Below are 12,894 nucleotides of genomic sequence, written 5' to 3'. Positions count from 1 at the left end.
AACTACCGTTTAAGTGGTAGTTTTTTTGTGTTCAAGCATGTATACGCCATAATCTATGCGTGAGTAGCGCCAAAAGCAGCATCATAACACAAATCATTAAAATGGGTATAAAGATGTTGGCGCGAAAGGTCTCGAACAACAGTCCATAGCCCATTTGCCCAAGTGGTGCCATGCATTGTGAAACAGCCATCATGATCGCCATGACCTTTCCTAAATTTTCATTGGGTGTTTCCTTTTGCACAAGTGTCATTACGTATATTGAAATGATCGTCATCATCATCGCCATCACAAGCGCACAACCGGTAAATAATAAGTATGAAGCATAATAGCCTATTTGAAGCATGGGCTGAATGACAGCAATAGCCATAGGAATCACTAAAAAAGCAGTCACCAATACCCAAATATATAGCCTGTTAATTTGGAGCTTTTTAGCGAAATAGCCCATCGTTAATGCACCAAGTATGGTTGCAAAATCAATAATGCCCATCCCTATTCCGTACATCGAATCACTTACTTCTAACGTGACACGAAGGACGATGGGTACTCCTACGATAAAGAGCGGTGTAAATAATAAATTTAATAAGGCGGCCAGTACCGTGCATTTCAAAATAAAAGATTGCTTCACAACATATGTAAACCCCTCCTTTATATCCTTGAATAACGTCATGTTTAATTGTCCATCATCATCTCGTTTCACAAATGGAATGGTCATATACATTTCTACGATGGCTGTAGCGAAAAATAATAGACCACTTACAAGGACCAGAATTTTGATGCCTAGTAATCCATAAAGAATTCCACCTAGTACCGGTGCAGCAACACCGGCCAAAGCCTGCACCCCATTCACGATTCCATTTGCCTGCTCAAGGTGTTGTTCTCTTACTAATAACGGAATACTAGCCATGACTGCAGGTGAATACATAGCGCTAATAATGGAAAGGAGCACCATAACTACGCCTATCCCTAACACTGAATGATATTCAGTCCACAATGTGAGATAGAATATCAAAACAATGACACTATTAATGACATCAAATAACACCATTAAATGCCGTCGATTAAAACGATCGGCAAGGGCACCACCGAATGGCGTAAGAAGAATAGGTATGCTTGAAATAGCAAATAGCACGGCAAAAAGATCGGCCCTTCCCGTCATATCTAAAACAAAAAGCGATAGCGCAAACCTTAATAAGGCAGAACCCAAAATAGAAATAATCTGCCCAAATACAAGTATTTTAAAATCCTTTGAAAATCCTTTTTCCTTTACGAATGTTTCCATGTAATAACTCCTCCCTAATAGACCGACTGTCGATCATTATTTTTGTATAAAAAAAATGTAGCGATAAGTTTAGGTGTTAGTTGTGACTAAAACTTATACCACATTTTTAGACCGACTGTCGGTTTATAATTAGTATATGAGAACTCTCCAAAAAAAGGAACTTATTTTTACGGATTTTTCAAAATTCTTCTTTTAAATATGCTTTTATTTGTTCTATAAAAGCTGTGGTGGCGTGACTTACATAGCGGTCCACTCGGTAGATAATTGACAAACTTCGACTAGGAATATCATCTGATATACGAATGATACGTAAATCCGAATCATTCATTTGCTGAACCAATGGATAGGGCTGCACCGTAGCTCCTATATTCGCGCGTACTAGATTCATAATTGACGTAACGGAGCTTGTTTCAAGAATAGTATGGAGCTGGAAACCATGTTTTTTCACTGTCTCCTCAACTATTTCTCTTCCTAAAAATCCTTCAGGATACATGACCATTGGAAGATCTTTTAATTCAGCAATAGTGACCCCTTCTCGATGCGCCAATGGATGTTCCTTTGAAACCGTTACAACATACTCCTCCTTTCGTAAAGGAATAATGACTAAGCGATCATGGGGCTCAACATTCGTCCCAATTCCTATATCCACTTCATTTTCAAGAACTTGCCTCATGATATCGATAGAAGCAAGGATTGTAAGCTTTACCTTAGGAAATTTTTGATGAAAATCAATGACAAGTTGTGTAATTCGATAATCTAAATCAGATGGCATAATACCAACACTTATTTGACCACCTTGAACCTCTTGTAAATCTTTAATAGCATTTTTGACATTTTGTAGTGTATTAAGCATAGCAGTAGCATAGGTAAACAATAAGGCACCAGCCTCCGTAACCACTATTTTTTTGCCAATTCGATCAAATAGCGGCATTCCTAGCTCATCCTCAAGCACCCGTATTTGCTGGCTTAACGTTGGTTGAGAAATGCCCAGCTTTTCAGCCGCTTTTGTAAAATGTAGCTCCTCACAGACTGCCATAAAATAATGTAGATGACGTATTTCCATATGAATCACAACCAATCATAGTTTGTATCTATCATTGTAATAGCAATAATAGTATTGTCCAATCATTTAGATTGCTATAGACTTCAACTTAGGATTTATTTATTCAAATTTACGGAGTTGATCAAACATGAAAATGAAGCAAACGGTACTACCTATAATTGCCATTGTTTTGGCTTCTTTAAATTTAAGACCTGTAATTACTTCCGTTTCACCTTTGTTAGGCACTATCCGAGAATCATTGCATATGAGTGCGGCAAGTGCCAGTTTATTGACATCATTAGCTGTCTTATGTATGGGGTTATTTGCACCGATCGCGCTCAAGCTCGCCAATCGTTGGAGTATTGAACGAGCAATAGCCTACTCCCTCATATTAATTGGGCTTGCAACCGCTACAAGGTACTTTGCTTACTCTCCCTGGGTCATGCATGTTACAGCTCTATTTGCGGGAATAGGCATTGCCATTGTTGGTCCATTACTATCAGGTTTTATTAAAGCAAAGTTTGCAAATCCTTCTCGTATAGTTGGTATTTATTCACTCGCTTTAGTTGTAGGGGCTGCCTTAGGTTCAGGTCTTTCCATCCCATTAAGCACTATTTTTCATTCTTGGCAAACCTCTGCAGCATCCTGGGCTTTACTTGCCATCATCGCTCTATTTTTTTGGTGGAAGCCTCTCGAGCGAAAAGCACACCAAGCAAATACTACAGGTAATAAAAAAATATTCCCTATCAAGAAAATTTTAACAAGTGAAAAAGCTTGGTTATTAACAGGTTTTTTTGGTTTAATGGCCTTCATGTTTTATACGATTATGGCCTGGTTACCGCCAATAGCTGAACATATGGGCTATAGCAAACATGATGCCGGAATGATGCTCACCCTATTAACGGTTGCCCAAATGCCCGCAACGTTTTTAGTCCCTATTTTAAATAACCGCTTCCAGCATCGAGCTGTTTGGCTAGTAGCTTGTTCATCACTTGAATTAATCGGTTTATTGATGCTACTATTTACCATTAACCCTTGGCTAAGCAGTGTCCTTATCGGCATTGGGGCAGGCGGCTTATTCTCATTAGGATTAACTTTACCAATAGATGAAGCTGAAGATATCCAAGAAGCAAGTTTCTTAGCCGCTATGACCCAATCTGTCGGCTTCGTATTTGCTGCTCTCGGTCCCCTATTTGTGGGCCTTGTAAGAGATTACACAGGGAACTTTACAGCTGCCATTATTGGCATGATGATCATCGTGATCGTCATGATCATCATCCAATTAATAATTGGTAATCAGAAGCCTCATGCTACCCATTAAAATCATACGAAAAAGACGACTACATAATCAACAGTCGTCTTTCTTCGGATGTACTCAATTTCTTCATTCCAAGAATCTTGTCCAGTCATTTTAAGGAGCGTCGCTTTAGTATTCATTCTTTTACCGGAGTTTCTACTGGACGATTAGCTGTCACCATACATGCATCTGCTTCGGAGGGTAATTAAGTATTACATACCTGCACGACAAACTATACTCCCACTATTGTAAAAAACCCCTATTCATTGTCACGTATAATGCTAGATAACTATGGCGGATCTTAAAACCGCTTCTTCTAAAACATCTATGCCTAATAAAATATCTTCAAGGTCTGTATGTTCATCAGGATGGTGACTTAAGCCGTCCACTGATGGGATAAAAATAAGGCCGACTGGTCCGAGTCTAGTCATATTCATTGAATCGTGTCCAGCACCACTTTGCATATATTGATAGGAGAGGTTTCTTTCTAAACAAATACTTTCCAACTCTTTCATTAGACTTGGAGAAAGTAGGACAGGCTCCTCCGAGCTAATGACCTTATAGTCAATAGCAAGCATTCGCTTTTGTTGAACATTTGCGATGGCAGTATAGAAATGCTGAAGAACTCGATCCCTTGATTGTACTGAGGAGGAGCGAATGTCGACTGTCAGCTCCACTTGTCCTGGGACTACGTTCATAGACCCTGCAACAACGTCTAAAATACCTACTGTTGCCACTGTTCCAAACTCTTGCTCGGCTATCGCTGCTTTTTCCAATTCTAATGCCAATTCTGATGCTCCTAAAAGTGCGTCCTTCCTCATATTCATCGGTGTTGTACCTGAATGGGAAGCTTTCCCATTTAATGTCATTAATAAACGGACTGGTGCTGCCACCCCCGTCACAATTCCAATTTTTTTCTCATAGCTAATAAGCATAGGACCTTGCTCAATATGTAACTCAAAAAAGGCATGGAAACCTTCCCCTACTCTATTTGCCTGATCTACACTACTAAAATCCAGTCCACAATGTGCAAAGGCCTCTTCCATCGAAATGCCATCTCGATCTACAAGATGACGATATTTTTCTTTATCTATAAGCCCTGCCATTGCTTTACTTCCGACCGTTGATACACCAAATCGAGAAGACTCCTCACAGGCAAATGCAATAATTTCTATTGGATGCTTGGTCACGATTGATTTCTCATTTAATCGTTTGATTACTTCTAGGGCTGCCGTTACGCCAACAACACCATCATACTTTCCACCTTGATAGACTGTATCTAAATGAGAGCCCATGACTACAGGCTGTACTCCTGGTACTTTACCCTCTCTTCGAGCAATAAGATTTCCACATTGATCAATATGAATTTGAAGATGTTCATCTTTACATAAACGAATGAAGGCATGTAAACAAGCCTGCTCTTCATTTGTATAGGCAACTCTCGTAATTCCTTTCTCACCTGAATTATATTGATTCATTTTATTTAGTAATTGTTGATAACGTTCTTTGTCAACCATGTAAACAACTCCTTCTTAAGAATTACGAAGATGAAAATCAAACCAAATTTGCTCATGCCCTGTATCTTTTTTAATTGTACCAATTATTTCATATCTTATTAAATGAAAATTAGAAAAGGGATTCTCGATAACGAGATCCCTACTCTAATGTCTTGATCATAGGCTATTATTTGCTATTAGCCATTTTGTTATGGGAATGATGGAATAGTGCATCACATTCTTCTGGCGTCTCCATTTTATGCATGTTTAACACACTTGTATCTTTACCTGTTAAGTAATCACGTATATGCATATCAGAGAAGCCATGTACATGAGCATCTTCTGCTGTATTGCAATAATGCACTTCTTTTATACCTGACCAAATAATTGCTGAAACACACATTGGACATGGTTCGCATGTTGCATAGATTACACAATCCGATAAATCCATTGTGCCAAGCTTTTTAGAAGCTTCGCGAATGGCTACTATTTCTGCATGTGCAGTTATGTCTGTATCACGCATCATCGTATTTCCTACAACAGCGATGATTTCATCACCTTTTACAATCGTTGCACCAAAAGGTCCACCAATATTTTGGTCGATACCGTCTTTCGTTTTGTCAACTGCTAATTGAATATAATCCATACCGTGACTCCCCCTATGTTAATTAATAATATGAGTACCCGCTTGATTATTGATTGCCTCTTTTAGACTCTCAGGATTTGTAATAATAACTCGGTGACCACCATTTTCTAAGAAGCTCAAACTTGCTTCGATTTTTGGTAGCATACTTCCTGGTGGGAATTGATTGTCTAAAACATGTTTCTTTGTTTCTTCAATCGTAATTTCTTCAAGTGCTTGTTGTTCTGGCTTCCCAAAGTTAATGAATACACGTGGAACGCCCGTTGTAATAATTAATGAATCTGCATTTACTTGAGCTGCTAACAGACTTGTTGCAAAGTCTTTGTCAATAACAGCATCTACACCTTTGTAAATATTGTTTTCTTTTCTAATTACTGGGATACCACCCCCACCTACTGCGATGACTACATAATCATTGTCAATAAGTGATTTGATTGCATCTTTTTCTACAATATCGATTGGTAGTGGTGAAGGTACCACACGACGATATCCGCGCCCAGAATCTTCTATCATTTTCCAATCTGGATGTTCCACTAACATAGCATCCGCTTGTTCTTTCGTAAAGAATGAACCTACTGGCTTAGTAGGATTGACAAAGTTCGGATCATTTTCATTGATTTCCACTTGTGTAATCACACTGACTACCTTTTTATTAATTTGACGCTTCGCCAGTTCATTTATTAGGGCTTGTTGAATTAAATATCCAATTCCGCCTTGTGTATCGGCAACACAGTTCACTAAAGGAACCGCTGGCATGCCAGATATTTCATTAGCAATTTCACTTCTTTGTAGCGTAAAACCTACTTGAGGCCCATTGCCATGAGTGACAACCACTTTATAGCCTTCTTGAATCATATCTGCTATATGTTCGACAGTTTGAGCAACAGCTTCCTGCTGGCTTTGAATAGATTCACTGCCGCTATCTTTTACTAACGAGTTGCCTCCGATTGCTACAATTACTAATTTACTCACAACTACACCCCTACTTCATTTTCCGCATTATTTTGAATTTTCTGGTTATTAAATCGATATAACACTGTATATAAAATGAACGACACGATTAGTCCGCTAAAGAAGGCAAAGTCATTTAGCTTCACTAGGAAAGGCACACCTTTAAGGAAAGCACCTGACATTGGTAGCATAAAACTAATCAATAGCACGACACATGCTACGATGTTATAGCCAGATTTATAAGCCCCATTGTTACCGTCTTTCACATAAATTGTAGATAACTCAATACGACGTTTACGTTCGATATAAAAACTAGACAACATAATACCTGCGATTGGGCCAAACATAGAGCCAATAAAACTATAGAAGAAGAATAAAGTTTCTGTACTAGAAACTAGTTTCCAAGGCAAAATCATTGTTCCAACAATGGCTGTTAAAATTCCTGCTGTTTTTACAGTAAATACTTTAGGAAATAACGTTGTCATTTGTAATCCAGATGGTAGTAAATTACCGAATACGACAAATGCAGTTGCCCCAACATTTAATGCTAAAATTAATACAATAACAGAAAATGGATTTTGGATTTTATCGATTGCATCGACAATATTAAAAATTGGTTGTCCGAATGCAATTTCTGTCCCCGCTATTAAACTAATACAAGTGATGGCAAATAGTAGATACGAACCGATCATACCAATAGATAAACCATAGACCATAGCTTTTGGTGATTTAGCTCTATTTGTAAAGTCTGCAATATTAACGATTGGACCTGCCCAATTAGATACCAATGCGCTCACACAAGCAATAAATACTAATGGACTTTCCATTTTTGTTGCAGGTGTGTAATCTAAAATTGGACCAATACCACCAGCAATATTGATCGCCCAAATCGCTGCTCCAATGATGAAGATATAAACGATTGGTGATGAATATTTACCAAAAACAGTGAGCATATCCATGCCGCCCAAAAATAGTAACACTGTAACTATCCATAAAATACTATAAGAAATCATTGTCGGAACATCTAAGCCAAAAAGAGTGAAGTCCCCACCAATAGACATATAGTTCGGAATGAATCTAGCGAATAAAACATTTAGAGATTGAGCCCCTACCACTGTGGTTGTACCAAAGAAAACAACCCCTGCAATTAATCCACGACATAAGGCTGGAATAATGGAACCCTTTACTCCGAAGGCATCTCTCAGTAATATTGCGAATGGTATACCATATTTAGAGGCAGCATATCCATTTAAGGCGTAGCCTGCAGAAACGATCACTGCTGATAGCATAATGGCTAAGAAAACTTGATTAACAGATAATCCCAAGATAAAAAATCCTGCAACTGTCATATAAGACATAATATTGTGAACTGCGCCCATCCAAACTGTGATGTAGTTAAAGATCCCCCAGTCTCTTTCCAGAGGACCTTTTGGTAATAGTTCTTCCGAATAGCCTAGTGCTCTATAGTCTTGATAGGACTGTTCAATTTTTGCATGTTCCATCTAAAGCTCCTCCTACTTATAGGAAGTGGGCTTAAGCCCACTTCTCACTAATTGTGATTAATGCTTTCTCAAAAGCTTCCATTGGAGGGTGAGTAATACCGGCACCAATCATACCAATTCCAGCGTCTTTGTGTGCAATTGCTGTATTAATAATTGGAAGAATACCAGTTTGAATTACTTTACGGATATCAATACCAGTAGCAATTCCCATGAAGTTTAATAATGGAATAGTAATGTTTTGGTTTTCAGTTGTCGTAATTTCTTTCATTTGACGTGAATAACCAATTGCTTCATCCACTGTTCCGCCTACTAGGGCAACGATTGCTGGTGCAGTAGCCATAGCGAAACCACCAATACCGTATGTTTCTGTAATAGCACTATCTCCAATGTCTAGACCTGAATCTTCTGGCTTATACCCAGCAAACATTGGCCCGATAACTTGTTGTGCAGGGCCCGTGAACCATGTGTTACCCGCCATTCCACTAATACGAATACCAAATTCTACACCGTTACGTGCCATTGTTGTCACAACCGTACTGTGCTCAATACCATGTGCAGCATCTAATGCACATTTACAACAAGCCATCCACGTAGGCCCTGAGAAATACTCACTACTTGCTACAAAATTAAATACTTCACGTTTCTGTTCAACAGGGTAATCTGTTTCTAAAATATAAGGTGTTAAAGCTTGAATGAGTAAAGCAGTACCTGCATTGTTACGGTTATGACACTCATCACCCATATGAAGTGCTTGTGCTAGCATTAAACGAAGGTCGATACCCTCTTTATTGAGCTTCATAGCGTCACGTAAAATTGGTCCTAAAACATCACGCATCCATACTAAACGATCAATAACACTGTCATCGTTTGCACCCATACGTAAAACTTTAGCCATCTGCTCACTTAAGTTTGTAAATGCACGATTACCGTATGTTTTATTTTCAACAATGTGCACAAACATGGAGGCAGATGTAACACCAGCCATAGATCCTACAGAGTTATGTTCATGACATGGTGAGAATGTAACCTCTCCTGATGCTGCAACTTTCGCCGCTTCCTCAAGGTCATTTGCTAAGCCTTCGAAAATGAGAGCTCCCATAACGGCACCTTTCATTGGACCATTCATGTTTTCCCATGTAATTGGTGGGCCAGCGTGTAAAATTGTTTTCTTCGTCATGCCTGGTACTACATTAATCGCTTGATCGAAACCAATCAGAACCGGTTGAGAGTTAACAATTTTTTCGACTGCAAGACGGTTTGCTGTTTCAATTTTTTCAGCCAATTCAGCTTTATCGATTTTGTTTAGTGCCTCGATTATTGCCGGTTTCCCTCCACCTGGTGGTGACCATGCTAGATGTGTAGCACTCGCATTTTGCGCTAATATATCATTGTTAAAAAGTTCAATACCTACGTTAATTACGTTAATTTTACTTGTAAAAAGTTCATTAATCTTACTCATGATAATCTCCTTTCAAAACCATTTCTCTAGCAAGTAAGCCCGCATTTGTACTGCTGCTTGCATGTGTCACACCTGCATCGACTAATTTTTTCACTTGATCTTCTAAACTTGGTTTATCTAAATCTGTTCCTAGCACATATCCAATAATCTCTAAGTGTCTACCTTCTTTTTCAGCCAATTGTTTAGCCTCAGTAATAGCAGGCAGCATAACACCAACTGGGTCTTCATGTGAACCAAAGCCTAAAACGAAGTCCATTACAATGACACCAACTGATGGATCTTTTGCTTCTTGTAAAAAACGCTCAATACGAGAAGATGGGTCAATCATTGGGTGCGGTTTACCGTTAGTAAAGTCATCATCCCCAAAGTCTATGAAAGTATGTTCCTGGCTCACATTAATATCTTTTAATAGAAAATCAGGATTTTTTTGGATATTACTATATACATGATCGAATTTTTCCATTGCTAGATACATAGATTCATCACAAAGCGTTCCACCACAGAATAATCCTCGGATATATTTTTGCTCTGGCGATAATTTAGCACGAACCTCTTCAATTAATGGAAGGTTCAGTGCACGTTTGTTAATGCCTGCTTCATCAATACCAGCAAGTAATACTGCTTTTAACGCTGCTTCTTTAGACGTTTTAGCGAAATGTCCACCAGCTGCTACTACTGCTTCTTCATTACCACCGATAAAGTAAACAACAACAGGCTTGCTACACTCTTTAATTTGTGCTAATACTTTTTTCTCCACGCTTGCTTCAGGCGGCTTTGATACTAGGACGATTACTTTTGTCGCTTCATCGGCATCAAGAGCTTGGATACCATCTAGCATCATAATTCCGCCTACTTCTTTACTTAAATCACGGCCACCTGTACCGATAAGTTGAGTAATCCCACCACCGAAGTCATGTATACGAACGCTCACCTCTTGGCTACCAGTACCAGATGCTGCAACAATACCGATACTGCCTTTTCTTACAGCGTTTGCAAAGGCAAGTCCTATATTACTAATGATTGCTGTACCACAGTCTGGACCCATCATTAATAAGCCTTTGTCATGTGCTAATGTTTTTAATTCCACTTCGTCTTCCACGCTTACATTATCGCTGAATAACATAACATGTAAGTCATTCTCAAGAGCCTTCCGTGCTTCACGAACAGCAAAAGCACCATTCACAGAAATGACAGCAAAGTTTGCATCTGGGATACCTTGTGCAGCTGAATCAATCGTTGCGTATTTAATATCGCTTTTTGCTTGTGCTGAATTTTTATTTGTAAATAATTCTTCCACTGCTAAGTAAGCGCTTTCTGTTTCATCCGCATTAGCAGTTTTCACAATAATCATCAAGTCCCCTGCTGTTGCTTCCTCTACTTCAGGAGTCATTAAACCAACGTTGCGAATGACTCCCTTGTTCATTTCTGTACCCATACCAATAATGGCTTGCTCAACGCCTTCAATTTGATTCGCTTTTGTTGAAAGTGACATCAATGATACTGAATCAAAATATGTGTTTCGCTTAATTACGACTTTAATACTCATTTTTATCCTCCTAATTCTATATTGGCTTCAAAGCCACTTATAAGCCCTAAGGCGATATCTGTACCTGATGAAGAGCCGATGGCAAGTACTTTTTTCAGTGCTTGAATCGCTTCACCTTCCGTGCCAGATAGCATGACAGAGACAAGTGCATGAATAGATTCCCTAACCTGTCCATATGCAGCCTTATTCAATGTTGTGTAACTAATATCATTGGTTAAGGGCTTCATCAATTTGATGACGCTTTCACACAATGGCTGATACATAGAACACGGACTATGTTCTAAATGGATGACCGTCAATAATCCAACTAAAAAATCATCACCTGATGGCGTTAACCCTGGCCCCAAGCCCACTAAATCAAGTGCATACTGTTGAAAATTATCAAATCGGCGATTACATAATGCTTCATGGAGTAATGCTGTGCGCTCTTTTAGCAATCTCGAAGTTTCTGCCTCAAACTCACTAACTGGTGAATCACTGCGCTTCATCCCCCCACTTTTTCCATATATATCAATAAACTGTTTCACTTGAACGATATTCTGTTTTAACTTTGCCGTGTCTGACGGGAAAATAGGGAGACGACACTGCCAAAGAGTGGCTGTTTCTATCGCTATTGTTAATTTATCTTCTATTAATAATTGGTGATACTTCATCCTTACTTGGTCATTTTGGTTTATGTGCAAATTGTCCAAAGTATCAAGATCAATGACAAGCGTATTAGGAGCATTGTCCATAGCTTTCGTTGCAAGTGTAAAAATTTCACCATTTGCTACACTGCGGATATTTAATGCACGTTTAAATACACTATGAACCGTCCCAGTAAACTCTGTCTCAGCTAATTGCTGAAGGAAATAGTTATCACCAGATTTAGCGTGTATCATATGTACACCCCTTTGAGTCGTTGGAATGCTACTATTTTGCCCCAGCTTCTAGTAGAATTTTTTCAATAGCCGTAAAACCTTTTTCTCTAGCGATTGCTAATGGAGTCACTCCATATTGATCGACCAATTGTGTATCTGCGCCATGCTCTACTAATAAACGAACAATTTCTTGCTGCTTTTCTCCACCATCATTCAAAAGGATTGCTTCAATTAATGGTGTCCAACCACAAATATTCGTATGATTGACATTAATATCTGTCTTTGTAACAAGCTCACGAACTACCTCAACAAATCCTTTCTCACTTGCTGGATGAACACCTACTCCACCGAAACGTGTTAGACGTTCTAAATCTGTGTTTGCTTGGAGCATTATTTTCACAAGCTCTAATTTCCCATTAATACAGCCATATAAAAATGGATTTAAACAAATTTGATCTTGAAGGTTAATATCTGCCCCTTCTTGTATTAGAAATTTTACCGTTTCTAATTGATCGTTCATGGCAGCAAGTAAAATTGCTGTTCGCTTTTGCTTATTGCGAGCATTAATATCTACACCTTGTTGTAAAAAACGTTGCAAAGTATCTCTATCTCCCGCTTCAGCTGCCGCTAAAAATTCTGAGATGATAATTGTATCTTCCAATTTCTTTCATTCCTCCATTTTCCTGACCTATTGTTCATTTCATCTAAATGAAAATGAATCGCGAGAATGTTAGTTTTTCCACATTCCTGTCTTACATGCCTTATTTTATTCCCTTATGCTCTATATATCATTGTTTAGCAATACCAAAAAGAATGCAG

The 12,894-nt window shown here is 38.7% G+C and carries 11 protein-coding genes; 1 reads left to right on the top strand and 10 read right to left on the bottom strand.

Annotated elements, in window-relative coordinates; translation table 11 throughout:
* Nucleotides 1-31 precede the first annotated feature (31 nt).
* Together MKY88_RS07700 and MKY88_RS07695 are read right to left on the bottom strand one after the other, a co-directional pair.
* Nucleotides 32-1,279 (bottom strand): MFS transporter, encoded by a 1,248-nt coding sequence (locus tag MKY88_RS07700; RefSeq protein WP_340813323.1) that lies wholly within the window; start codon nt 1,277-1,279, stop codon nt 32-34.
* Nucleotides 1,280-1,457: 178 nt separating this feature from the next.
* A complete protein-coding gene (locus MKY88_RS07695) occupies nt 1,458-2,342 on the bottom strand; it encodes a LysR family transcriptional regulator (RefSeq protein WP_328202304.1) in 885 nt (294 codons plus the stop codon).
* A 127-nt stretch (nt 2,343-2,469) separates the two neighbouring features.
* Between MKY88_RS07695 and MKY88_RS07690 the strand changes: the two genes are divergently transcribed.
* Nucleotides 2,470-3,642 carry an MFS transporter gene (locus tag MKY88_RS07690; RefSeq protein ID WP_340813321.1) on the top strand — a complete coding sequence of 391 codons (1,173 nt, stop codon included), beginning with the start codon at nt 2,470-2,472 and terminating at the stop codon, nt 3,640-3,642.
* 257 nt (nt 3,643-3,899) lie between these two features.
* Here MKY88_RS07690 and MKY88_RS07685 read toward each other — a convergent pair whose 3' ends face one another.
* The 8 genes from MKY88_RS07685 to MKY88_RS07650 all read right to left on the bottom strand — a co-directional run bounded on the left by MKY88_RS07685 (nt 3,900) and on the right by MKY88_RS07650 (nt 12,736).
* Nucleotides 3,900-5,135, bottom strand: a complete 1,236-nt coding sequence (locus MKY88_RS07685) for a Zn-dependent hydrolase (protein ID WP_328202307.1) — start codon at nt 5,133-5,135, stop codon at nt 3,900-3,902.
* A gap of 166 nt (nt 5,136-5,301) precedes the next feature.
* Nucleotides 5,302-5,760: a nucleoside deaminase gene (locus MKY88_RS07680; protein WP_340813318.1), complete on the bottom strand. Its 459-nt coding sequence runs from the start codon at nt 5,758-5,760 to the stop codon at nt 5,302-5,304.
* Nucleotides 5,761-5,778: 18 nt separating this feature from the next.
* Nucleotides 5,779-6,729 (bottom strand): carbamate kinase, encoded by a 951-nt coding sequence (gene arcC / locus MKY88_RS07675; protein WP_340813315.1) that lies wholly within the window; start codon nt 6,727-6,729, stop codon nt 5,779-5,781.
* A gap of 2 nt (nt 6,730-6,731) precedes the next feature.
* Entirely contained in the window at nt 6,732-8,210 is a 1,479-nt protein-coding gene (locus MKY88_RS07670) for a cytosine permease (RefSeq protein WP_340813313.1), read from the bottom strand.
* 31 nt (nt 8,211-8,241) lie between these two features.
* Complete coding sequence (locus MKY88_RS07665; RefSeq protein ID WP_340813312.1) at nt 8,242-9,669, bottom strand: YlbE family protein; 1,428 nt, start codon at nt 9,667-9,669, stop codon at nt 8,242-8,244.
* Nucleotides 9,662-11,215 carry an acyl-CoA synthetase FdrA gene (fdrA, locus tag MKY88_RS07660; protein ID WP_328202317.1) on the bottom strand — a complete coding sequence of 518 codons (1,554 nt, stop codon included), beginning with the start codon at nt 11,213-11,215 and terminating at the stop codon, nt 9,662-9,664. The genes MKY88_RS07665 and fdrA overlap by 8 nt, the downstream gene beginning before the upstream one ends.
* 2 nt (nt 11,216-11,217) lie before the next feature.
* Nucleotides 11,218-12,096, bottom strand: a complete 879-nt coding sequence (locus MKY88_RS07655) for a DUF2877 domain-containing protein (protein ID WP_340813310.1) — start codon at nt 12,094-12,096, stop codon at nt 11,218-11,220.
* Nucleotides 12,097-12,127: 31 nt separating this feature from the next.
* Nucleotides 12,128-12,736, bottom strand: coding sequence for an ankyrin repeat domain-containing protein (locus tag MKY88_RS07650; RefSeq protein ID WP_193831429.1), 609 nt, complete (start codon nt 12,734-12,736; stop codon nt 12,128-12,130).
* Nucleotides 12,737-12,894 lie beyond the last annotated feature (158 nt).

The organism is Lysinibacillus sp. FSL R7-0073, assembly GCF_038009065.1.
Lineage (GTDB): Bacteria > Bacillota > Bacilli > Bacillales_A > Planococcaceae > Lysinibacillus > Lysinibacillus fusiformis.
This window is presented reverse-complemented; position numbering and strand designations above follow the sequence as displayed.

Bases quoted from the DNA above. Each gene is read 5' to 3' on its own strand.
- MKY88_RS07700 (WP_340813323.1), bottom strand. From the start codon at position 1,279: ATGGAAACATTCGTAAAGGAAAAAGGATTTTCAAAGGATTTTAAAATA.
- MKY88_RS07695 (WP_328202304.1), bottom strand. From the start codon at position 2,342: ATGGAAATACGTCATCTACATTATTTTATGGCAGTCTGTGAGGAGCTA.
- MKY88_RS07690 (WP_340813321.1), top strand. From the start codon at position 2,470: ATGAAAATGAAGCAAACGGTACTACCTATAATTGCCATTGTTTTGGCT.
- MKY88_RS07685 (WP_328202307.1), bottom strand. From the start codon at position 5,135: ATGGTTGACAAAGAACGTTATCAACAATTACTAAATAAAATGAATCAA.
- MKY88_RS07680 (WP_340813318.1), bottom strand. From the start codon at position 5,760: ATGGATTATATTCAATTAGCAGTTGACAAAACGAAAGACGGTATCGAC.
- MKY88_RS07670 (WP_340813313.1), bottom strand. From the start codon at position 8,210: ATGGAACATGCAAAAATTGAACAGTCCTATCAAGACTATAGAGCACTA.
- MKY88_RS07665 (WP_340813312.1), bottom strand. From the start codon at position 9,669: ATGAGTAAGATTAATGAACTTTTTACAAGTAAAATTAACGTAATTAAC.
- fdrA (WP_328202317.1), bottom strand. From the start codon at position 11,215: ATGAGTATTAAAGTCGTAATTAAGCGAAACACATATTTTGATTCAGTA.
- MKY88_RS07655 (WP_340813310.1), bottom strand. From the start codon at position 12,096: ATGATACACGCTAAATCTGGTGATAACTATTTCCTTCAGCAATTAGCT.